The following is a 22,534-nucleotide window of genomic DNA, read 5'->3' on the forward strand; positions in this document are numbered from 1 at the left end:
ATGCGCACGCTGTGTGCGAGCACGCTGATTGGCGAGTTCTTCGTGATCGGCTTCGCGGGGCTGGTGGCGATGAAGGACCCCGATCTGACCCAGGCCGCGGTCTGGACGGTGTGCGGGGTCGCGATGCTGCTGTCGGTGCTGCTGTGCGGGATGCTGTCGCGTCCCGGGGCGGTCCAGCTGGGCTGGGCCCTGCAGATCGGCCTGATCGTGAGCGGGTTCGTCGTCCCGACGATGTTCTTCCTCGGCGCGGTGTTCGCCGGCCTGTGGTGGTGCTCGGTGCACTACGGCCGGAAGATCGACACGATCAAGGAGCGCTGGGCGGCCGCGCAGGAGGCGTCCGCGGCGTCCGCGGCGCCCGACACCGCGTGACGGGTCCCCTCCGGGCCCGGCCGGCGACCGGCCGGACGGCCCCTGATGGCCCTGTAGATTCGTCCCACCGCACCCGTTTGCCGCAAGGAGCCGAAACATGACCCAGCGCACCCTCGTCCTGCTCAAGCCCGACGCCGTCCGTCGTGGTCTGGTCGGCGAGATCATCGGCCGCATCGAGCGGAAGGCGGGCTGGACCATTCCCGCCCTGGAGCTGCGCACGCTGGACCAGGAGACCCTGGAGACGCACTACGGCGAGCACAAGGGCAAGCCGTTCTACGAGCCCCTCATGGGCTTCATGGCGAGCGGTCCCGTGGTCGCCCTGGTCGTCGAAGGGGAACGCGTCATCGAGGGTGTCCGCCAGCTGGCCGGACCCACCGACCCGATCGCCGCGGCGCCCGGCTCCATCCGGGGCGACTTCGGCACCGTCACCCGGGAGAACCTGATCCACGCCTCGGACTCGGAGGAGTCCGCGGAGCGCGAGCTGAAGCTGTTCTTCCCCGCTCTCTGACTCTTTTGGAGCACTCTTTCCTGACGAGACATCAGCCAAATAGCGCTCATGACCTGGGGCGACCGAAGTAATTTCGGTCGCCCTTCGGTATTTACCGGCACAAGCGGGAACGCCTGGGCAGGACACGTCGTCACCACTAAGGGGGCGGGTATCCATTCCGGCGGGATTGCCGGAGTCCCGTCGCGCGGTGTCGGTACAACCGTGACTACGATGGGGCCTCCACCCACACACCCACCTCGCCGACCTGACAGCAGCCGCTATCAACTGGAAGGCCAGACGCTCCTCATGGGGAACAAGGGGAACAACATGTCGTTCATCGGCCGTGACATGGCGATCGACCTCGGGACCGCCAACACGCTGGTGTACGTGAGGGGCCGGGGGATCGTCCTGAACGAGCCGTCCGTGGTCGCCATCAACACGAACACCGGCGGCATTCTGGCGGTCGGCTCGGAGGCGAAGAAGATGATCGGGCGCACGCCCGGCAACATCGTCGCCGTACGGCCCCTCAAGGACGGCGTCATCGCCGACTTCGAGATCACCGAGCGTATGCTCCGGTACTTCATCCTCAAGATCCACAAGCGACGGTACCTGGCACGTCCGCGCGTCGTGGTCTGTGTCCCCTCCGGCATCACCGGAGTGGAGCGACGCGCCGTCATCGAGGCGTCCACGCAGGCCGGCGCCCGCCAGGTGCACATCATCGAGGAGCCCATGGCCGCCGCCATCGGCTCGGGCCTGCCCGTCCACGAGGCCACCGGCAACATGGTCGTGGACATCGGCGGCGGCACCACTGAGGTCGCCGTCATCTCCCTCGGCGGAATCGTCACGGCACAGTCCATCCGGGTGGCCGGCGACGAGCTCGACAACGCGATCATCCAGCACATCAAGAAGGAGTACTCGCTCCTCCTCGGTGAGCGCACGGCCGAGCAGATCAAGATCACCATCGGTTCGGCGTACGACCTCGACAAGGACGAGCACACCGAGATCCGTGGACGCGACCTGGTCTCCGGCCTGCCCAAGACGGTCGTCATCTCGGCCGCCGAGGTGCGCAAGGCCATCGAGGAGCCGGTCAACGCCATCGTCGACGCGGTCAAGACCACGCTCGACAAGTGTCCGCCGGAGCTCTCCGGCGACATCATGGACCGCGGCATCGTCCTGACCGGCGGCGGCGCCCTGCTGCGCGGCCTCGACGAGCGGCTGCGCCGGGAGACCGGCATGCCGATCCACATCGCCGAGGACCCGCTCGACTCCGTGGCGCTCGGCTCCGGCAAGTGCGTCGAGGAGTTCGAGGCGCTCCAGCAGGTCCTGGACGCCCAGCCCCGTCGCTGACAGACACCCCTCCCTGCCGGAGGGGCCATGCGGAACACAAGGATCCGCCGTACGGGTGCTACCGGACCCGTACGGCGGATCGTTGATATACAGGCAAAAGAGAATTCCGACGAGGAAGGCACGGCCGCCGCACGTGAGGGACACACGAGAAAGCCGGCTGCTCCTGGTGCTTCTGATCGCCATCGCGTTCGCGTTGATCACGGTGGACATCAGGGCAGGCGAGGAGTCGCCGGTCGACGGTGCCCGGCAGGCCGCGGCAGCGGTCTTCGGGCCGGTCGAGAAGGGTGTGGCGACCGCTGTCGATCCGGTCGCCAACGCCATAGGGGCGGTACGGGACTCGGGCGAGCGGCACAACCGCATCGCCGCACTGGAGCGCGAGAACGCGGCCCTGAAGGCCAAGCTCGGCAGCGACGAGCAGACCCGCAGCCGCATCCACGAGCTCGACGAGATGCTCAAGCGGGCGGGCGCCGGTCAGTACGGCATCAAGGGCGCCGAGGTCATCGCGATAGGAGCGGCCCAGGGCTTCTCCTGGACCGTCACCATCGACGCCGGCAGCAAGGACGGCATCGAACGCGACATGACCGTCCTCAACGGGGACGGGCTCGTGGGCCGGGTCAGCACCGTGGGCCCCGACACCGCCACCGTCGTCCTCGCCAACGACCCCGACTTCACCGTCGGCACCCGGCTGGAGAAGACCGGCGAACTCGGCTTCGCCACCGGCCAGGGCGACCGCGCGATGTCCGTCCAGATGCTCAACGGCAAGGCCAAGATCAACCCCGGCGACCGGCTCGTCACCTTCGGCTCGCGCGGCAACAAGCCCTTCGTGCCCGGCGTGCCGATCGGCGAGGTGGTCAAGGTCGACCCCTCGCGCGGCGACCTGACCCGCACCGTCTGGGTCAATCCGGCCGTCGCCTTCTCGCGCCTGGACATCGTCGGCGTCGTCGTGATGCCGCCGCGCGAGGATCCCCGTGACGCCGTGCTGCCGCCCAAGCCCGAGGCCCCCAAGCCCACCCCGACGGTCACCGTCACGGTGACCCCGTCCGGGTCCGCCAGCGTGCCCGGCAAGCCGGCCGACGAGTAGGAGCAGACCGCCCATGCGCTTCAACCGGATCCTGCTCTCGGCCACGCTCGTCGTGGTCGCCCTCGTCGTCCAGGTCACCGTCCTGGGCCGGCTCCAACTGCCCGGCGCGGTACCCGACCTGCTGCTCCTCACCGTCGTCGCCCTCGCACTCGTGTACGGGCACGTCAGCGGAGCCCTGATCGGCTTCGCCGCCGGTCTCCTCGCCGACCTGGCCCCGCCCGCCGACCACGCCGCCGGGCGGTACGCGCTCGTGCTGTGCGTCATCGGCTACCTCTGCGGGCTGGTCCGCCCCGACGGCGGGCGCTTCCGCTCCGCCTGGGGCCCCTTGCTCACCGTCGTCGCCGCCGCGATCGGCTCCACCCTGCTCTACGCGGGCGTGGGCGCCCTCGTCGGCGACACCGCCGCCCGCCACGTGGGCCTGACCGGGCTGCTGTTCACCGCGACCCTCTACGACCTGCTGCTCGCGCCGTTCACGGTGCCGTTCATCATGGCCCTGGCCCGGCGCGCCGAGAACGACCCGATGGCCGTCGAGGCCGGCGGCGGCCCCACGAACAAGGCCGCCTACGTCTCCGCCGGCTGGCTGGCCGGCGGTACGGGCCTGCGCATCGGCGGCCAGCGCGGCGGCCTGCGGCTGAAGACCGCGCGCTCCCGCGCCAACAAGGCCGTCCGCATAAAGGGCGTCAAGGCAGTCAAGGGTGTGAAGAGCGTCAAGAAGCTGTGAGGGAGGAGCAGGCATGACGAACGTTCCGGAGACCGGCCGCACCTCCCGGGTGCAGATCAGGCTCGTCATCATGCAGGTGCTCATCCTCTCGATGCTGGTCACCCTCGGCGGCCGGCTCTGGTTCCTGCAGATCCGCAACGGCGCGGAGTACTACCACGAGGCCAAGAGCAACCACGTCCAGCGGGTGGTCCAGCCCGCCGTGCGCGGTTCGATCCTCGACGCCCGCGGGGTCCCCCTCGCCGACAACGAGACCCGGCTGGTCGTCTCCGCCAGCCGGACCGCGCTGATGAAGATGAAGGACCGGGGCAAGGGCGTCATGACCCGCCTCGCCGGCGTCCTGGACATGACCCCCAAGGAGGTCATGGAGAAGGTCCGCCTCTGCGACTCGCAGACCCCCGCGCCCTGCTGGAACGGCTCCCCGTACCAGCCGATCCCGGTCACCATGGAGGCCACCACGCAGCAGGCGCTCCAGCTGCGCGAGCGCCCCGAGGACTTCCCCGGCATCACCGCGGAGCCCACCGCCGTACGCCGCTACCCGGCCCCCGGCGGGGCCCGTACCTCGCAGGTGCTCGGCTACCTCTCGCCGGTCACCGACGACGAGATCCAGAAGGCCAAGGACACCGACTCGCCGCACCTGCGGTCCGATCAGGTCGGCCGCTCCGGAATCGAACGCACCTATGACCGGCAGCTGCGCGGCAAGGCGGAGGTCACCTCGTACGAGGTCGACAACCTCGGCCGGGTCATGGGCCAGACCAAGTCCGACCCGGGCATCGCCGGGTCCACCCTCATCACCAGCATCGACGCCCGGGTCCAGGCCGTGGCCGAGTTCGAGCTCCAGCAGGCGATGAAGGTCGTCCGCCACGAGACCGACAACATCACCGGCCGCAAGTACGAGGCCGACTCGGGCGCCGTCGTCGTCATGGAGGCCAAGACCGGCCGCGTCGTCGCGATGGCCTCCCAGCCCGACTACGACCCCAACGCCTGGGTCGGCGGCATCTCCGGCAAGGACTACGCCAGGCTCACCAGCAAGAACTCCAACTACCCGCTGCTCAACCGGGCCATCCAGGGCCAGGCCCCCGCGGGCTCCATCTTCAAGGTGGTCTCCGCTAGCGCGGCCGTACGGGCCGGCTACGACTTCAACGACAAGTACCAGTGCAGCGCTTCCTACAACATGGGCGGCCGGAGCTTCGCGAACTTCGAGTCCAAGGGCCACGGCCCCATCACCCTCGGCGACGCGCTCAAGTTCTCCTGCAACACCGTCTTCTACGCCCTCGGCCACAAGGAGTGGCAGCGCGACGGCGGCCTCAAGCCCAAGAAGAACGCCCACGACTGGTTCTACCGGACCGCCCGCGAATTCGGACTCGGCTCCGAGACCCACATCGACCTGCCGAACGAGGTCACCGGCCGGATCCCCGACCGCCAGTGGAAGCAGAGCTTCTGGGCGGCCAACAAGAACTCCTGGTGCAAGCAGGGCAAGCGGGGCGGCACCTACGTCGAGCAGATCGCCTACGAGAGCTGCCTCGAAGGCAACCAGCTGAAGGCCTACGACAGCATCAACTTCGCCATCGGCCAGGGAGACGTCCTCGTCACCCCCATCCAGATGGCCACCGCGTACTCCGCCATCAGCAACGGGGGCACCCTCTACAACCCCACGGTCGGTAAGGCCCTGATCAGCCCTGACGGCAAGCGCATCGAGATGATCAAGCCGCAGTCCCACGGCAGGCTGCCGATCAGCGCCAAGACCGTCAGCGACCTCGACAAGGGCCTGCGCTCGGTCGCCGAGCCGGGCGGAACCGCCGCCTGGCGGTTCATCGGCTGGCCGATGGACAAGATCCCGATGCACGCCAAGACCGGCACCGCCCAGGTGTACGGGAAGCAGACCACGTCCTGGCTGGCGACCTACACCAAGGACTTCACGATCGTCATGACGATCTCCCAGGGCGGCACCGGCTCCGGAGCCTCCGGCCCCGCCGTCCGCAACCTCTACAACGCCATCTACGGTCTCGACATGGCCGGCAAGCAGGACCTGAAGAAGGCCCTGCTGCTGCAGCCCGAGTCGAAGCTGCCCAAGATCCGCCCCGACGGTTCCATCGACTCCCCGGAGATCCGGCCGTACGTGCCGCCGTCCCCGGAGGAACTGGAACCGCCCGCCCTCGCCGGGCCGCCCGCCCCGCCCCCCGCACGGCACGACTGAGGACCGAAAGACATGCAGACCGCCAACAAGTTCTCCGTCTCCCGGTACGCGCCCGAGCGCGGGGCGATGGCCAGGCTCACCGCCCGAGACTCCGTGGTGCGCCGGCTCGACTGGCCGATACTCCTCTCCGCGCTCGCCCTGTCCTTCATGGGCGCCCTGCTGGTGTGGTCGGCGACCCGCAACAGGACCCAGCTGAACCAGGGGGACCCGTACTACTTCCTGGCCCGGCACGCCCTGAACACCGGCATCGGCCTCGTCCTGATGATCGGCACCGTCTGGCTCGGCCACCGCACCCTGCGCGGTGCGGTGCCGGTCCTCTACGGGCTCTCGCTGGTGCTCATCCTGGCCGTGCTCACCCCGCTCGGCGCCACCATCAACGGCGCCCACGCGTGGATCGTGATCGGCGGCGGATTCTCCCTCCAGCCCTCCGAGTTCGTGAAGATCACGATCATCCTGGTCATGGCGATGCTGCTGGCCACCCGGGTGGACGCGGGCGACCTCACCCACCCGGACCACCGCACGGTCGTCAAGGCACTCTGCCTGGCCGCCGCCCCGATGGGCATCGTCATGCTGATGCCCGACCTCGGGTCCGTCATGGTCATGATCGTCATCGTGCTCGGCGTGCTGCTGGCCTCCGGCGCCTCCAACCGCTGGGTGCTCGGACTCCTCGGCACCGGCGCGGGCGGCGCCGTCCTGATCTGGCAGCTCGGCGTCCTCGACGAGTACCAGATCAACCGCTTCGCGGCCTTCGCCAACCCCGAGCTGGACCCCGCGGGCGTCGGCTACAACACCAACCAGGCGCGCATCGCGATCGGCTCCGGCGGTCTCACCGGCTCGGGGCTCTTCAAGGGCTCGCAGACGACCGGCCAGTTCGTGCCCGAGCAGCAGACCGACTTCGTCTTCACCGTGGCGGGGGAGGAGCTGGGCTTCCTCGGGGCCGGGCTGATCCTCTTCCTGCTGGCCGTCATCCTGTGGCGGGCCTGCATGATCGCCCGGGAGACCACCGAGCTGTACGGGACGATCGTCTGCGCCGGAATCATCGCCTGGTTCGCCTTCCAGTCCTTCGAGAACATCGGGATGACCCTCGGGATCATGCCGGTGGCCGGGCTGCCGCTGCCGTTCGTCTCGTACGGAGGCTCGTCGATGTTCGCGGTGTGGGTGGCGATCGGACTGCTGCAGTCGATCAAGGTCCAACGGCCATTGTCAGCCTGATCTCCTGTTCACCCTGCCGCCGTGATCCGTTCAGGACTAAGTTCGGTCTATGGCGGACACCAAGCGCGAAATCGAGCGTAAATTCGAGTTCTCCAAGGCCAAATCTGCCCGGCGCGGGGTGCCGGACCTGACGGGCACGGCCGCGATCGCGGCCGTCTCCGACCAGGGCACCGTCGACCTCGACGCCGTGTACTACGACACCCCCGACCAACGGCTCGCCGCCGACGGCCTCACGCTGCGGCGCAGAACGGGCGGCGCGGACGCGGGCTGGCACCTCAAACTGCCCGTCTCCCCGGGAGTGCGCGACGAGGTCACGGCCGCGCTCAGCGACACCGTCCCGCCCGCCCTCGCCGCCCTCGTCCGTTCCCGGGTGCGCGGCACCGGACTCCAGCCGCAGGTCAGGCTGGTCTCCTCGCGCCGTGTCAGCCACCTGCTCGACGCCGGCGGAGCCCTCCTCGCGGAACTGAGCACCGACGAGGTCCTGGCCGAGCGGGGACAGGCCAGCGCCTCCTGGACCGAGGTCGAGGTGGAACTCGCCGACGGGGTGGACCCCGAACTGCTCGATGCCGTGGAGAAGACCTTCCGCAAGGCCGGGCTCCGGGTCTCGGACGCCCCCTCGAAGCTCTCCCGGGCGCTCGTGGAGACCGACGCCGTGCCCCCGGCCCGGCCCGAGGGCGGCGGCCCCGAGGGCACGGCGGGCGCGTACGTCCTGGCGTACCTGCGCGAACAGCGCGACATCCTGATCGCCCAGGACCCGGCCGTGCGACGGAGCCTGCCGGACTCCGTCCACCAGATGCGGGTCGCCACCCGGCGGCTGCGCAGTGCCTTCAAGACGTACCGCAAGGTGCTCGACCGGGCGGTCACCGACCCGATCGGCGAGGAGCTGCGCTGGCTGGCCGCCGAACTCGGCGTCGACCGCGACCAGGAGGTCCTGCTGGAGCGGATCCAGACCAGCCTCGGCGAGCTGCCGCGCACCCTGGTGACCGGCCCGGTCCGCAGCCGGCTGCGGGTGTGGAACGCCACCCGGCGCTCCGCGTCGCGCCGCCGGGCCCTGGCCGTACTCGACAGCGAGCGGTACGTCTCCCTCCTGGACTCCCTCGACGCCCTGCTGGAGGCGCCGCCGCTGCGGAAGGGCGCCGACGCGGAGCCGCGGGCCGTCCTGCCGAAGGCGGTGCTCGGCGACTACGCGCGCCTCGCCGTGCGCGTCGAGGGCGCGCTCACCCTGGCGCAGGGCCAGGAGCGGGACCTGGCCCTGCACGACGCCCGCAAGGCGGCCAAGCGCCTCCGGTACGCGGCGGAGTCGGCCGTACCGGCCCTCGGCAAGCCGGCGAAACGCCTGGCCAAGGCGGGGAAGAAGGTCCAGAGCCTGCTCGGCGACCACCAGGACAGCGTGGTGGCCCGCGAGGCCCTGCGCGGCCTCGCGGCCCAGGCTGCGGGCGCGGGCGAGTCCGCGTTCACCTGGGGTGTCCTCTACGCCCGCGAGGAGGCCCTGGCCGAGCGGCGCGAACGGGAACTTCCGGGCATCTGGGCGAAGGCCTCGGACCCCGCGCTGCGGGCGGCGTTGGGATGATCATGTGGGTGGAGGCGGGTGGGGGCCGAGGTACGCTTGAGAGCTGCCCCCCGCCCGCTTCACGAAAGTCGCGTGATGACCGAGTCGGTCTTCCCTCAGCTTGAGGCCCTGCTTCCGCACGTGCAGAAGCCCATCCAGTACGTCGGCGGTGAACTCAACTCCACGGTCAAGGAGTGGGAGAGCTGCGACGTCCGCTGGGCGCTCATGTACCCGGACGCGTACGAAGTCGGGCTGCCCAACCAGGGCGTCATGATCCTCTACGAGGTGCTGAACGAGCGCGAGGGCGTCCTCGCCGAGCGCACGTACAGCGTGTGGCCCGACCTCGAAGAACTGATGCGCGAGCACAAGGTGCCGCAGTTCACCGTGGACAGCCACCGCCCGGTCTCCGCCTTCGACGTGTTCGGCCTGTCCTTCTCCACGGAGCTGGGCTACACCAACATGCTCACAGCGCTGGACCTCGCGGGCATCCCGCTGGAGGCCCGCAACCGTACGGTCGACCACCCGATCGTCCTCGCGGGCGGCCACGCGGCCTTCAACCCCGAGCCGATCGCGGAGTTCATCGACTGCGCGGTCATCGGCGACGGCGAGCAGGCCGTCCTCGACATGACCGAGATCATCCGCACCTGGAAGGCCGAGGGGCGGCCGGGCGGGCGCGAGGAGGTCCTGCTGCGCCTGGCGAAGACCGGCAACGTCTACGTGCCGGGCTTCTACGACGTGGAGTACCTTCCGGACGGCCGCATCGGCCGTGTCGTGCCCAACCGCTCCGGCGTGCCGTGGCGCGTGTCCAAGCACACGGTCATGGACCTCGACGAGTGGCCCTACCCCAAGCAGCCCCTGGTCCCGCTCGCCGAGACCGTCCACGAGCGGATGTCCGTGGAGATCTTCCGCGGCTGCACCCGCGGCTGCCGTTTCTGCCAGGCCGGCATGATCACGCGTCCCGTACGGGAGCGAAGCATCACCGGCATCGGCGAGATGGTGGAGCGCGGCCTGAAGGCCACGGGCTTCGAAGAGGTGGGTCTCCTCTCCCTCTCCTCGGCCGACCACACGGAGATCGCCGACATCGCCAAGGGCCTCGCGGACCGCTACACGGACGACAAGGTGGGCCTGTCCCTGCCGTCGACCCGCGTGGACGCCTTCAACGTGGACCTGGCCAACGAGCTGACCCGCAACGGGCGCCGCTCCGGTCTGACCTTCGCCCCCGAGGGCGGCTCCGAGCGCATGCGCAAGGTCATCAACAAGATGGTCTCGGAGGAGGACCTGATCCGCACGGTCTCCACCGCGTACGGCAACGGCTGGCGCCAGGTGAAGCTGTACTTCATGTGCGGCCTGCCCACCGAGACCGACGAGGACGTCCTCCAGATCGGCGACATGGCGGTCAACGTCATCGCCAAGGGCCGCGAGGTCTCCGGTCAGAACGACATCCGCTGCACGGTGTCCATTGGCGGATTCGTGCCGAAGCCGCACACCCCGTTCCAGTGGGCGCCGCAGCTGTCGGCCGAGGAGACGGACGCCCGCCTGGGCAAGCTCCGCGACAAGATCCGCGGCGACAAGAAGTACGGCCGCTCCATCGGCTTCCGCTACCACGACGGCAAGCCGGGCATCGTCGAGGGCCTCCTCTCGCGCGGCGACCGCCGCATCGGCGACGTCATCCGCGCCGTGTACGAGTCGGGCGGCCGCTTCGACGGCTGGCGCGAGCACTTCTCGTACGACCGCTGGATGGAGGCCGCGGAGAAGACGCTGCCGGCCTACGGCGTGGACGTGGCCTGGTACACGACCCGCGAGCGCACCTACGAGGAGGTCCTGCCCTGGGACCACCTGGACTCCGGTCTCGACAAGGACTGGCTCTGGGAGGACTGGCAGGACGCCCTCGACGAGACCGAGGTCGACGACTGCCGCTGGACCCCGTGCTTCGACTGTGGCGTGTGTCCTCAGATGCAGACCGAGATCCAGATCGGACCCACCGGCAAGAAGCTGCTGCCGCTGTCGGTCGTGAAGTAACCCTTGGGTCACGAGAGGCCCCCGCCCGCAACGGGCGGGGGCCTCTGCCGTGTCCTTGACTGCATGGAACTGCGCGAACGGCCTCCCGGCGACGGTGGCGACGGATGCCTGGCGGGAGTCATCAGGATCCCCGTCAAGATCGTCGCCGTGCTCGTCGTACTGCCCGTACGAGTGGTCTGGGAGCTGCTCGTCGCCCTGGGCCGGGCCGTGCACCGGCACGTCCTCGGGCCGCTGTACGTCCATGTCGTCGAGCCGGCGCTCCGGGTGCTCGGCCGGGTGCTGGCCACCCTGCTCAAGCTGGTCTTCGTCTGGCCGTGGGTCGGGCTGTGGCGGTACGTGGTCACCCCGGTCGGGCGGGGCCTGGCCTGGCTGGGCCGCGGCGCGTACGCGCACCTGCTCGCACCGGCCGGGCGGATCCTGACCGCCTACGTGTTCCAACCGCTCTGGGCAGCGCTGACCTGGGCCGGCCGGGGCGGGCTGCGGTACCTGCTCGCCCCGCTCGGCAAGGGGGTGGCCTGGGTGCTCTGGGCCCTGGCCATGGCGTCGTTCGTGTGGCCGTGGGTCGGGCTGTGGCGGTACGTGCTCGCGCCCGTCGGCCGCGGCCTCGCACGGCTGGCCGCGGCGGCCTACCGGCACGTGCTCACCCCGGTCGGACACGGCCTGGCGTGGCTGGCGGTGGCGGCCTGCCGGTACCTGCTGCGGCCCGTCGGGCTGGGCCTCGTATGGCTGGCGGTGGCGCTGTACCGGTACCTGCTGCGGCCCCTCGGACTCGGCCTCGCCTGGCTCGCGGTCGCGCTGTACCGGTACGTGCTCACCCCGGTCGGCCAGGTCCTCCTCTGGGCCTGGCACGTGGCCGGCCGGATCGCCGCAGCGCTGTGGCGCGGGCTCAAACGGGTCGGCTGGGTCCTGGTCGGGTGGCCCGCCTCCCGGGTGTACCGGCACGTCCTGACCCCCGCCGGCCACGCCGTCCGCGAGGTGTGGCGCACGGGCCGCGCCGCGGTCAGGGAGGCGCGCGCCGCCGTACGGCAGGCGCTGTTCGGCACTCCTCCCGTGGAACCGGCGAGGTCACGGGCGCGTACTCTGGGTAGTACGACAGCCGCAGGCAACACGCCCGCTCCCGAGATCTCCCTCCACGAACGGCAGGGGTGAGCCGGAGGCAGGGCGGGGCCGGCCGGTCCCACAGACGCTCAGGGCGACGCGCGAGCCGCGGAGCCCCGCACAAGGAGAAGAACCACTGGGCAAGCGACAGCCCGAAGGCCCGCCTCCCGCACCGGTGGTGCAGCGCATCCGACTGCGCTACACCAAGCGCGGCCGCCTCCGGTTCACCAGCCACCGCGACTTCCAGCGCGCCTTCGAGCGGGCCCTGCGCCGTGCCGAGGTGCCGATGGCGTACTCGGCCGGCTTCACCCCGCACCCGCGCGTCTCGTACGCGAACGCCGCCCCGACCGGGACCGGCAGCGAGGCCGAATACCTGGAGATCGCCCTCGCCGAGCCGCGCGACCCCGAGAAGCTCCGTGAGCTGCTCGACGAGTCGATGCCGACCGGGCTCGACATCATCGACGCCGTCGAGGCCCGCACCTCGGGCCTCGCGGACCGGCTGACCGCCTCCGTGTGGGAGCTGCGCCTGGACGGCGTGGAGCCCGCCGAGGCCGAGCGGGCCGTGACGGCCTTCCTCGCCGCCGAGACCGTGGAGGTGCAGCGCCGTACCAAGAACGGGATGCGGACCTTCGACACGCGCGGCGCCGTGGTCTCTCTCGAAGCCCTTCCTGCCCCGGCTGATAGGCCGCTGGACAATGCTTGTGCGATACTGCGGCTGGTTGTTCGGCATCTGACACCTGCCGTGCGACCCGACGACGTCCTGTCCGGTCTCCGAGCTGTGGCCGACCTGGCGCCGCCGGTCCCCTCAGCGGTGACCAGGCTGGCGCAGGGGCTCTTCGACGAGGAGTCCGGCACGGTGACCGACCCGCTCGCGCCCGACCGCGAGGCTGACACGGCCGCCCCACCCACGGCCGCCGTAGCAGCCGACGCGAAGGCGCCGGAAGGTCCCGCCGCGTAGGGATCGTCGTCGTCGCGCAGCCCTGGCACTCGGGAGCCACCTGGGTCGGGCCGCGCACTGACCTGAAGACTTCCGCCAGGCCGTACGGACAACACGTACGGAACCGGCGGCCATGGACTACAGCTCCCGTGTGGCGAACGCGCCCCGGAGGCCGGCTCCGCGCTCATTACGCGGAGCCGAGCCGGACCGGAAGTCAGCCGCGGCGCCCGGGAGCGTGACGGGAGAACCGCCCGCAATGCTCAACAACGAAAACGACACCACCGCAGGTAACGCCGACAGCGGCAGCCCCAGCGACAACCTGCCGCCGCGCAGGCGTCGCCGCGCCGCTTCCCGGCCCGCCGGGCCGCCCGGCGGGGCCACCGCAGAGGTGACCCCGGAGACGGAGGCCGCCCCGGCCGCCCCCCAGGCGAGTGCGGCGGAGGCCGCTCCGGCCGCCGCCCCCGCACGTTCCCGCCGCCGCGCGACCCGCGCCGTGGCCGCTCCCGAGACGCCGGCCGAGGCCGTCGTCGTCGAGGCCCCCGCCGCCGCGGCTCCCGCTGCCGCCCCGGTCACCGAGGAGCCCGCCGCCGCGCCCGCTCCGCGTGCCCGTCGTCGTGCGACCCGCGCCGTGACCGCCCCGGAGGCTCCGGCCGCCGAGGCCGCGCCCGTGGTCGAGGAGGAGGCTGCGGCCGCTCCCGCTCCGCGTGCCCGTCGCCGTGCCACCCGTGCCGTGACCGCTCCGGCCGCCGAGGCCGCCGCCGTCGAGGCTCCCGTGGCCGAGGCCGCGCCGGTGGCCGAGGAGGAGGCCCCGGCCGCTCCGGCTCCGCGTGCCCGTCGTCGTGCGACCCGCGCCGTGACCGCCCCGGAGGCTCCGGCCGCCGAGGCCGCGCCCGTGGTCGAGGAGGAGGCCCCGGCCGCTCCGGCTCCGCGTGCCCGTCGTCGTGCGACCCGCGCCGTGACCGCCCCGGAGGCTCCGGCCGCCGAGGCCGCCGCCGTCGTCGAGACCCCGGCCGCCGAGGCCGAGCCGGTCGTGGAGGAGGCCCCCAAGGCCGCCGCCCGCGCCTTCACCGTCGCCGACGCCCTGGACTCCCCGAAGCGCGGCGGCCGCCGCCGCGCCACCCGCTCCACCACCGCACCGGCCACCGCCGCGCAGCCCGCCGCCGAGACCGAGGCGCCCGCCGCCCCGGCCCGCGCCCGCCGCGCCGCGCGCCCCGCCGTGGCCGTCTTCCAGGCCCCGGTCTTCGCCGAGCCGATGTTCCAGACCCCCGAGACCGCCGCCATGGCCGCCGCGGCCGCCCGCGCCGCCGCCCCGGCCGACGAGGTCGAGGAGGAGGAGACGGAGGTCGAGGCCGAGGTCGTCCAGACCCCCGCCCCGCAGCCCGCCGGCCGCCGCCGTCGCCGTGGGCGCGGCGTCGCCGCCGAGTCCGCCCCGGCCGCCGAGTCCGCCCCGGTCTCCCTCCCCGAGGTTCTCGCCGAGGAGGAGCCCGAGGCCGAGCTCGAGGAGGAGTCCGCGGAGTTCGAGGAGGGCGACGAGTCGGGCGAGCGCCCGTCGCGCCGCCGCCGCCGTGGTGGCCGTCGCCGCCGCCGCGGTGAGGCCGCCGACCTCGACGAGTCCGCCGAGGAAGATGCTGAGGCAGAGGACGAGTCCGCCGAGCAGGAGGCCGACGAGGAGGAAGAGGACGAGGCCGAAGAGGCCCTCGGTTCCAGCTCCAGCCGCCGTCGCCGCCGTCGCCGTCGCCGCAGTGGCGACACCGCCGCCGATGCCGCCGAAGCGGGCGACGAGGACGGTGTGCGCACCGTCGTCAAGGTCCGTGAGCCGCGCCCGGCCCGTGAGAAGGCCGAACCCGGTTCGAGCGCCGACGAGGTCCAGTCCATCAAGGGCTCGACCCGCCTGGAGGCCAAGAAGCAGCGCCGCCGCGAGGGCCGCGAGCAGGGACGCCGCCGCGTCCCGATCATCACCGAGGCCGAGTTCCTGGCCCGCCGTGAGGCCGTCGAGCGCGTCATGGTCGTCCGCCAGTCCGGCGAGCGCACCCAGATCGGCGTCCTCGAGGACAACGTGCTCGTCGAGCACTACGTCAACAAGGAAGAAGCCACCTCGTACGTCGGCAACGTCTACCTGGGCAAGGTCCAGAACGTGCTGCCGTCGATGGAGGCCGCCTTCATCGACATCGGCAAGGGCCGCAACGCGGTCCTGTACGCCGGTGAGGTCAACTTCGAGGCGCTCGGCATGGCCAACGGGCCGCGCCGCATCGAATCCGCCCTCAAGTCCGGCCAGTCGGTCCTCGTGCAGGTCACCAAGGACCCGATCGGCCACAAGGGCGCCCGCCTGACCAGCCAGGTCTCGCTGCCCGGCCGCTACCTGGTCTACGTGCCCGAGGGCTCGATGACCGGCATCAGCCGCAAGCTGCCCGACACCGAGCGCGCGCGCCTGAAGACCATCCTCAAGAAGATCGTCCCCGAGGACGCGGGCGTCATCGTGCGCACCGCCGCCGAGGGCGCGAGCGAGGACGAGCTGCGTCGCGACGTCGAGCGTCTGCAGGCCCAGTGGGAGGACATCCAGAAGAAGTCGAAGCAGATCTCGACCTCTTCGCCGAGCCTGCTCTACGGCGAGCCGGACATGACCGTCCGTGTCGTGCGCGACATCTTCAACGAGGACTTCTCGAAGGTCATCGTCAGCGGTGACGGCGCGTGGGAGACCATCCACGGCTACGTGAACCACGTGGCCCCGGACCTGGCCGACCGGCTGCAGCGCTGGACCTCCGAGGTCGACGTCTTCGCGACGTACCGGATCGACGAGCAGCTCGCCAAGGCGCTCGACCGCAAGGTGTGGCTGCCCTCGGGCGGCTCGCTTGTGATCGACAAGACCGAGGCGATGATCGTCATCGACGTCAACACCGGCAAGTTCACCGGTCAGGGCGGCAACCTCGAGGAGACCGTCACCAGGAACAACCTGGAGGCGGCCGAGGAGATCGTGCGCCAGCTGCGGCTGCGCGACCTGGGCGGCATCGTCGTCATCGACTTCATCGACATGGTCCTGGAGTCCAACCGCGACCTGGTCCTGCGGCGCATGCTGGAGTGCCTGGGCCGCGACCGTACGAAGCACCAGGTGGCCGAGGTCACCTCGCTGGGCCTGGTCCAGATGACCCGCAAGCGGGTGGGCCAGGGTCTGCTGGAGTCCTTCTCCGAGACCTGCGTCCACTGCAACGGCCGCGGCGTCATCGTGCACATGGAGACGCCGACCGCGATCGGCGGCGGTGGCAACGGCAAGCGCTCGAAGCGCCGCGGTGGCCGCGGTGAGTTCGACCAGCACGACCACGAGGTCGAGACGGTCGAGACGGAGGGCTTCGAGTCCGAGGCGGAGGTGGCTGCCGAGGCCGCCGCCCCGCGTGCGCTGCCCGAGCCGGAGTTCGTCGCGGACGAGGAGCTCTACAGCAGCCCGGCCGAGGCCGAGGCCGCCGCGGGCGTGAGCAGCCGTCGCAACCGGCGCCGCGCCACCCGCAAGGCGACCGCTCCGGCGGGCGCCCCGCGCGGTGCGGCCGCTCCGGTGCAGGCCCCGGAGGCCGAGGTCGAGCCGGTGACCGAGCCGGCCGACACGGTGCTGGTGCCCGAGCCCGAGCCCGTCGTCGAAGCCGTGGTCGAGCCCGTGGCCGAGGCCGTCGCGGAGCCGGTGGCGGAGGAGGCTCCCAAGGGCCGTACCCGTCGCCGTGCGACCCGTAAGGCCACCGCCCCGGCGGGCGCCCCGGCCCCCGCGGCCGAGGTGGCCCCGGAGCCGGTCGTCGTGCCGGAGCCCGAGCCCGTCGTCGAGCCCGAGCCGGCCGTCGTCGAACCCGAGCCCGTGGCCGTGGTCGAGGAGGCCCCCGTGGCGGAGGCCGCACCGGCCCGTCCGCGCCGGCGTGCCACCCGTAAGGCCACCGCACCCGCCGGGTCCCCGGCAGGCGCGGCAGAGGCCGCCGTGGTGGTCGTCGAGGCCGCTCCGGTGACCGAGGCCCCGGCGCCCGTCGAGGAAGCCGCACCGGCCGAGGAGGCCGCACCGGCGAAGAAGGCCGCCAAGAAGGCTCCGGCCAAGAAGGCGACCACGGCGAAGAAGGCCCCGGCCAAGAAGGCGGCGGCCGCCAAGAAGACCGTGGCCAAGAAGGCGGCCACGACCAAGAAGACCGTGGCGAAGCGGGCGACGAAGAAGACCGCGGCGGCGGAGCAGCAGACGCTGCCCTCCGTCTCGGCTCCGACCGAAGCCTGATCCGCTCATGACCGTGGGCCCCCGCCGAGCGGCGGGGCCCACGGCCGTGCGGGGCCCGGTTTGACCCTCCGGAACCGGCCCCGTAACCTAGACCGTCGGCGTGTCTTGGACGAATCCGTTCAGTGTGCGCCGCGCTCCTGAGCACCCTCCTCCCGCTATTCCGCGCGCAAGCGCTGTACGGGAGAGGCCGCTCGTCCAATCCGGATCAGCGTGGGCCCCGGCCCGCCTGAGCGGCTGGCTTCAGGAGCATCCGTCCCGAGTGAGAGAGAGATCCGCGTGTACGCCATCGTGCGCAGCGGTGGTCGCCAGCACAAGGTTGCTGTCGGCGACATCGTTGAGGTTGACAAGATTTCCACTGCCAAGGTTGGCGACACGGTCGAGCTCTCGACCCTGCTCGTTGTCGACGGCGAAGCCGTGACCAGCGACCCGTGGGTCCTGGCCGGCATCAAGGTCCAGGCCGAGATCGTGGACCACCACAAGGGTGCGAAGATCGACATCCTTCGGTACAAGAACAAGACCGGCTACCGCCGTCGCCAGGGTCACCGCCAGCAGTACACGGCGATCAAGGTCACCGGTATCCCCGCGGCTGCGAAGTAAGAGGGACTGAGACATGGCACACAAGAAGGGCGCATCGTCCACCCGGAACGGGCGCGACTCCAATGCCCAGCGGCTCGGCGTGAAGCGCTTCGGCGGTCAGGTCGTCTCCGCCGGCGAGATCCTCGTCCGCCAGCGTGGCACCCACTTCCACCCGGGTTCGGGTGTCGGTCGTGGTGGCGACGACACGCTGTTCGCGCTGCAGGCGGGTGCCGTGCAGTTCGGCACGCACCGTGGCCGCAAGGTCGTCAACATCGTTCCGGCCGCCTGATCCAGCTTCGGCTGATCAAGCGTTCGTAACTTCCCGAGGGCGGATCTCAGCTCTTCCCGGCGTCAGCCGGGAAGAGAGGTCCGCCCTCGGCGCGTTGGTACGTACAGACGTTTTAATGGACAGCAAGGCCTGTCCGGGACATTCCCGCATGTAACTGGAGGAACAACCATGACCACCTTCGTGGACCGCGTCGAGCTGCACGTCGCCGCGGGTAACGGGGGCCACGGCTGCGCCTCCGTTCACCGGGAGAAGTTCAAGCCGCTCGGCGGCCCCGACGGCGGAAACGGCGGCCGCGGCGGCGACGTCATCCTGGTGGTGGAGCAGGCGATCACCACCCTGCTGGACTACCACCACAGCCCCCACCGCAAGGCCACCAACGGCAAGCCCGGCGAGGGCGGCAACCGCTCCGGCAAGGACGGCCAGGACATGATCCTGCCCGTGCCGGACGGCACCGTCGTCCTCGACAAGGAGGGAAACGTCCTCGCCGACCTCGTCGGCCAGGGCACCACCTACGTGGCCGCCGAGGGCGGCCGCGGCGGTCTCGGCAACGCCGCGCTCTCCTCCGCCCGCCGCAAGGCGCCCGGCTTCGCGCTCCTCGGCGTCCCCGGCACCACCGGCGACATCGTCCTGGAGCTCAAGACCGTCGCCGACGTGGCGCTGGTCGGCTTCCCGAGCGCCGGCAAGTCCTCGCTGATCTCGGTGCTCTCCTCGGCCAAGCCGAAGATCGCGGACTACCCCTTCACCACCCTCGTCCCGAACCTGGGCGTCGTCACCGCCGGCTCGACCGTCTACACGATCGCCGACGTCCCCGGCCTGATCCCCGGCGCCAGCCAGGGCCGCGGCCTGGGCCTGGAGTTCCTGCGCCACGTCGAGCGCTGCTCGGTGCTCGTGCACGTCCTGGACACCGCCACCCTGGAGTCCGACCGCGACCCGATCGCCGACCTCGACGTCATCGAGGAGGAGCTCAAGCTCTACGGCGGCGGCCTCGAGAAGCGCCCGCGCCTCGTCGTCCTGAACAAGGTCGACATCCCGGACGGCCAGGAGCTCGCCGACATGGTCCGCCCGGACCTGGAAGCGCGCGGCTACAAGGTCTTCGAGGTCTCCGCGGTCGCCCGTACCGGCCTGAAGGAACTCTCCTACTACCTCGCCGAGGGCATCGCCAAGGCCCGCGCCCGCAAGCCGAAGGAGGAGGCGACCCGCATCGTCATCCGTCCGAAGGCCGTGGACGACGCCGGCTTCACCGTCACCTACGACGAGGTCGAGGACGTCTACAACGTGCGCGGCGAGAAGCCGGAGCGCTGGGTCCGCCAGACCGACTTCAACAACGACGAGGCCGTCGGCTACCTCGCCGACCGCCTCAACCGCCTCGGCGTCGAGGAGGCGCTCAAGAAGGCCGGCGCCCGCGCCGGTGACGGCGTGGCCATCGGCTCCGACGAGAACGCGGTCGTCTTCGACTGGGAGCCGACCGTGATGGCCGGCGCCGAGATGCTGGGCCGCCGCGGCGAGGACCACCGTCTGGACGCCCCGCGTCCGGCCACCACCCGCCGCAAGGACAAGGAAGCCCAGCGCGGGGACTCGGCGCAGAAGGAGTACGACGAATTCCGGCCGTTCTAGTCCCCTTCCGAGGGAATCCGACCCGGAGGGTTTGAAGGCGTCTTTATGTGGGTCGCCTAGGATCCTTCGGGTGAACAGCAGCAACCTCCCCACGGTCTCCGTCGTGGTCATCGCGTACAACGACGCCGGGCTCGTGGGCGAGGCCGTCTCCTCGGCCCTCGCCCAGGGCCCGGTGGTCGCCGAGGTCATCGCGGTGAACGACGCCTCGTCCGACGGCACCGCACGGGTGCTGGACGAGCTGGCGGCCGCGCACCCCCGCCTCAAGGTCGTGCACCGCGCGGAGAACAGCGGGGGGTGCGGCACCCCGCGCAACGACGGGATCGCGGTCGCGTCCGGCACGTACGTCCTCTTCCTCGACAGCGACGACGTCCTGCCACCGGGTGCGGCCGACGCCCTGGTGCGCACCGCCGAGGAGCACGGCGCCCCCGTCACCGTCGGCGCGGCGGTCCGGCGCGAGCTGCCCCAGCACCACGACGTGCCGTGGATGCCCGGGCTCTACACGCCCGGCGACGTCATCGAGCGGCCGGCGGACCGGCCCGAGCTCGTCCGCGACACCCTCTGCGTCAACAAGCTCTACGCCCGCGCCTTCCTCCAGGAACACGGCCTGCGCTTCCCCGACGGCCGGTTCGTCTACGAGGACTTCGTCTTCACCGCGCGCGTACTGGCCGCGGCCCCCCGCATCGCCGTCACCGGCGACCTCGTCTACGTCTGGCACGTGCGGCGCAGCGCCGCCCAGGTGTCGATCTCCCTGGACCGCAAGGACGTCGGGAACTGGCGTGCCCGCGTCGAGGCCCACCGCACGGCCTCCCGGACCCTCGCCGCCGCCTCCCCGGAGCTGGGCAGCGCCTGCCAGGTGAAGTTCCTGGAGTACGACCTGCGCATGTACCTGCGCGAGCTCGGCAAGGACCCCGGGTACCAGGCCGCCTGGTGGACCCTCACCCGCGAGTACCTCGACACCTTCGCCGAGGCCGACATCGAGTCCGCCGCCGCCCACGCCCGCTGGATCGTACGGGTGCTGCGCGCCACCGCGACCCCGCCCGCCGACGTCGGCCGGCTCACCCGGCTGGCCGCCGAACCGCCGCGGCTGCTGCCCCCGTACGCGGTCGGCCCCACCGGTGCCCCGGTGTGGAGCGAGGAGCTCCCGGTGGAGCTGGACGGTCTGGCCGGGCTGCCGGTCGCCGAACTGCCAGTGACCGTCGATGCCGAGCCGGCCGGCCGCGGCGCCGTCCGGGTCCGTCTGCACGACCTGTACGGGCGCCTCGCCGAGGCCGGGCCCCGGACCGTGCAGCTGAGCTTCATGCCGCGCGCGGGAGCCGAGCCGGTCCTCGCCCAGCCGGTCGAGCTGCGCCCCGACCGCAGCGGCGGCTGGATCGCCGTGCTGCCCTTCCGCCTGGCCGACCTGGCCGTCACCGGCCGCCGCCAGGGGCTGCGCAGGATGCAGGCCTGGAACGTCGGGGTGCGCGTGGAGTGCGCCGACGGGAGCTCGGTGTTCACCGCCCTGCGCCCCCAGGGCCGTCTGCTCCGCCGCCGGGCCCTGCCCAGCAGCCGGTACGGTGTTCTGCTGGCGCAGCCCTACCGGACGGGGGCCGGCGCCCTCGCGCTGCGGCTCGCGCCCGGCGCCGAGGGAGCGCTGTACCTCGTGCGCAACCGCCTCCACCGGGCCCGGGCGGGCCGCGAGGCGGGCTGAGGGCCGCTTCCACACCGCTGCGCTTTTCCCCACCGAAGTCGGACAGGACCAAGGAGATACACATGACGTTTCTGATCACCGGTGGCGCCGGTTACATCGGCGCGCACGTCGTCCGCGCGATGCAGCTCGCGGGGGAGGAGGTCGTCGTGCTCGACGACCTCTCCACGGGCAACGAGAACCGCGTCCCGGAGGGCGTCCCGCTGGTGGTCGGCTCCGTCCTGGACCGGCTGACCCTGGACAAGACCATCCGCGCGCACAAGATCACCGGCGTGGTGCACCTCGCGGGCAAGAAGCAGGTCGGCGAGTCCGTCGAGAAGCCGCTGTACTACTACCACGAGAACGTGCAGGGTCTGACGGTCCTGCTCCAGGCCGTGGCCGACGCGGGCATCCGCAACTTCCTCTTCTCCTCCTCCGCCTCCGTCTACGGCATGCCCGACGTGGACCTGGTCACCGAGGACACCCCCTGCGCGCCGCTGAGCCCCTACGGCGAGACGAAGCTGGCCGGCGAGTGGCTGGTCCGCGCCGCGGGCAAGGCGCACGGCATCTCCACGGCCTGCCTGCGCTACTTCAACGTGGCGGGCGCGGCGACCCCCGAGCTCGCCGACACCGGCGTCTTCAACCTGGTCCCGATGGTCTTCGAGCGCTATGACGCCGGCGAGGGCGCCAAGATCTTCGGTGACGACTACCCGACCCCGGACGGCACCTGCATCCGCGACTACATCCACGTCGAGGACCTGGCGGAGGCCCACGTGGCGGCGGCCCGCAAGCTCGCCGAGTGGGGCGCGGCCGGGGAGTACAAGGACCTCACCGTCAACATCGGGCGCGGCGAGGGCGTTTCGGTCGCCGAGATGGTGGCGCTCCTGAACAAGAACACCGGGCACGACTACGCGCCGGTGATCAGCCCGCGCCGCGCCGGCGACCCGGCGAAGGTCGTGGCCTCGGCCGACAAGATCACCAGCGAGCTGGGCTGGAAGGCCCGCCACGACGTCCGCGAGATGGTCACCTCCGCCTGGGCGGGCTGGGAGGCCAACAAGGCCGCCCGGGCGGACCGCCACGCGGACGTCCACAAGGCCTGACCGGCCGCCGAAGGACGGGTACGGAGCCGCCCGCCCCGGAC

At 71.5% G+C, this 22,534-nt stretch carries 17 protein-coding genes; all 17 read left to right on the forward strand.

The window, feature by feature from the left end; translation table 11 throughout:
• Window positions 1-369, forward strand: a complete 369-nt coding sequence (locus RIU97_RS26735; RefSeq protein ID WP_404960131.1) for a DUF4233 domain-containing protein — start codon at window positions 1-3, stop codon at window positions 367-369.
• 97 nt (window positions 370-466) lie between these two features.
• The gene (gene ndk / locus RIU97_RS26740) at window positions 467-877 is read left to right on the forward strand and encodes a nucleoside-diphosphate kinase (RefSeq protein WP_030710854.1); all 411 of its coding nucleotides are present in this window, start codon (window positions 467-469) and stop codon (window positions 875-877) included.
• Between the two features lie 306 nt (window positions 878-1,183).
• On the forward strand, window positions 1,184-2,203 hold the full coding sequence (locus RIU97_RS26745; protein ID WP_008738981.1) for a rod shape-determining protein: 1,020 nt from the start codon (window positions 1,184-1,186) through the stop codon (window positions 2,201-2,203).
• Window positions 2,204-2,336: 133 nt separating this feature from the next.
• Complete coding sequence (mreC, locus tag RIU97_RS26750; protein WP_404960132.1) at window positions 2,337-3,284, forward strand: rod shape-determining protein MreC; 948 nt, start codon at window positions 2,337-2,339, stop codon at window positions 3,282-3,284.
• Window positions 3,285-3,297: 13 nt separating this feature from the next.
• Complete coding sequence (gene mreD, locus RIU97_RS26755; protein ID WP_404960133.1) at window positions 3,298-4,005, forward strand: rod shape-determining protein MreD; 708 nt, start codon at window positions 3,298-3,300, stop codon at window positions 4,003-4,005.
• A 13-nt stretch (window positions 4,006-4,018) separates the two neighbouring features.
• A complete protein-coding gene (gene mrdA / locus RIU97_RS26760) occupies window positions 4,019-6,199 on the forward strand; it encodes a penicillin-binding protein 2 (RefSeq protein ID WP_404960134.1) in 2,181 nt (726 codons plus the stop codon).
• 12 nt (window positions 6,200-6,211) lie between these two features.
• Window positions 6,212-7,411, forward strand: coding sequence for a rod shape-determining protein RodA (gene rodA / locus RIU97_RS26765; protein WP_404960135.1), 1,200 nt, complete (start codon window positions 6,212-6,214; stop codon window positions 7,409-7,411).
• 49 nt (window positions 7,412-7,460) lie between these two features.
• The gene (locus RIU97_RS26770) at window positions 7,461-8,981 is read left to right on the forward strand and encodes a CHAD domain-containing protein (protein WP_404960136.1); all 1,521 of its coding nucleotides are present in this window, start codon (window positions 7,461-7,463) and stop codon (window positions 8,979-8,981) included.
• 72 nt (window positions 8,982-9,053) lie between these two features.
• Window positions 9,054-10,979, forward strand: coding sequence for a TIGR03960 family B12-binding radical SAM protein (locus RIU97_RS26775; RefSeq protein WP_208869402.1), 1,926 nt, complete (start codon window positions 9,054-9,056; stop codon window positions 10,977-10,979).
• Window positions 10,980-11,042: 63 nt separating this feature from the next.
• On the forward strand, window positions 11,043-12,128 hold the full coding sequence (locus tag RIU97_RS26780; RefSeq protein ID WP_404960137.1) for a hypothetical protein: 1,086 nt from the start codon (window positions 11,043-11,045) through the stop codon (window positions 12,126-12,128).
• Window positions 12,129-12,255: 127 nt separating this feature from the next.
• The gene (locus tag RIU97_RS26785) at window positions 12,256-13,035 is read left to right on the forward strand and encodes a TIGR03936 family radical SAM-associated protein (RefSeq protein WP_053171682.1); all 780 of its coding nucleotides are present in this window, start codon (window positions 12,256-12,258) and stop codon (window positions 13,033-13,035) included.
• Window positions 13,036-13,270: 235 nt separating this feature from the next.
• Complete coding sequence (locus RIU97_RS26790; protein WP_404960138.1) at window positions 13,271-17,251, forward strand: ribonuclease E/G; 3,981 nt, start codon at window positions 13,271-13,273, stop codon at window positions 17,249-17,251.
• Between the two features lie 276 nt (window positions 17,252-17,527).
• The gene (gene rplU, locus RIU97_RS26795) at window positions 17,528-17,848 is read left to right on the forward strand and encodes a 50S ribosomal protein L21 (protein ID WP_404960139.1); all 321 of its coding nucleotides are present in this window, start codon (window positions 17,528-17,530) and stop codon (window positions 17,846-17,848) included.
• 13 nt (window positions 17,849-17,861) lie between these two features.
• Window positions 17,862-18,116: a 50S ribosomal protein L27 gene (gene rpmA, locus RIU97_RS26800; protein WP_030027134.1), complete on the forward strand. Its 255-nt coding sequence runs from the start codon at window positions 17,862-17,864 to the stop codon at window positions 18,114-18,116.
• Window positions 18,117-18,284: 168 nt separating this feature from the next.
• Window positions 18,285-19,730 (forward strand): GTPase ObgE, encoded by a 1,446-nt coding sequence (obgE, locus tag RIU97_RS26805; RefSeq protein ID WP_404960140.1) that lies wholly within the window; start codon window positions 18,285-18,287, stop codon window positions 19,728-19,730.
• Window positions 19,731-19,800: 70 nt separating this feature from the next.
• Entirely contained in the window at window positions 19,801-21,417 is a 1,617-nt protein-coding gene (locus RIU97_RS26810) for a glycosyltransferase family 2 protein (protein ID WP_404960141.1), read from the forward strand.
• Between the two features lie 62 nt (window positions 21,418-21,479).
• On the forward strand, window positions 21,480-22,493 hold the full coding sequence (galE, locus tag RIU97_RS26815; protein WP_404960142.1) for a UDP-glucose 4-epimerase GalE: 1,014 nt from the start codon (window positions 21,480-21,482) through the stop codon (window positions 22,491-22,493).
• Window positions 22,494-22,534 lie beyond the last annotated feature (41 nt).

The organism is Streptomyces sp. 147326 (assembly GCF_045000215.1).
Lineage (GTDB): Bacteria > Actinomycetota > Actinomycetes > Streptomycetales > Streptomycetaceae > Streptomyces.

Coding starts and splice junctions, on each gene's coding strand:
- RIU97_RS26735 (WP_404960131.1), top strand. CDS start 1: ATGCGCACGCTGTGTGCGAGCACGCTGATTGGCGAGTTCTTCGTGATC.
- ndk (WP_030710854.1), top strand. CDS start 467: ATGACCCAGCGCACCCTCGTCCTGCTCAAGCCCGACGCCGTCCGTCGT.
- RIU97_RS26745 (WP_008738981.1), top strand. CDS start 1,184: ATGTCGTTCATCGGCCGTGACATGGCGATCGACCTCGGGACCGCCAAC.
- mreD (WP_404960133.1), top strand. CDS start 3,298: ATGCGCTTCAACCGGATCCTGCTCTCGGCCACGCTCGTCGTGGTCGCC.
- mrdA (WP_404960134.1), top strand. CDS start 4,019: ATGACGAACGTTCCGGAGACCGGCCGCACCTCCCGGGTGCAGATCAGG.
- rodA (WP_404960135.1), top strand. CDS start 6,212: ATGCAGACCGCCAACAAGTTCTCCGTCTCCCGGTACGCGCCCGAGCGC.
- RIU97_RS26770 (WP_404960136.1), top strand. CDS start 7,461: ATGGCGGACACCAAGCGCGAAATCGAGCGTAAATTCGAGTTCTCCAAG.
- RIU97_RS26780 (WP_404960137.1), top strand. CDS start 11,043: ATGGAACTGCGCGAACGGCCTCCCGGCGACGGTGGCGACGGATGCCTG.
- RIU97_RS26790 (WP_404960138.1), top strand. CDS start 13,271: ATGCTCAACAACGAAAACGACACCACCGCAGGTAACGCCGACAGCGGC.
- rpmA (WP_030027134.1), top strand. CDS start 17,862: ATGGCACACAAGAAGGGCGCATCGTCCACCCGGAACGGGCGCGACTCC.
- obgE (WP_404960140.1), top strand. CDS start 18,285: ATGACCACCTTCGTGGACCGCGTCGAGCTGCACGTCGCCGCGGGTAAC.
- galE (WP_404960142.1), top strand. CDS start 21,480: ATGACGTTTCTGATCACCGGTGGCGCCGGTTACATCGGCGCGCACGTC.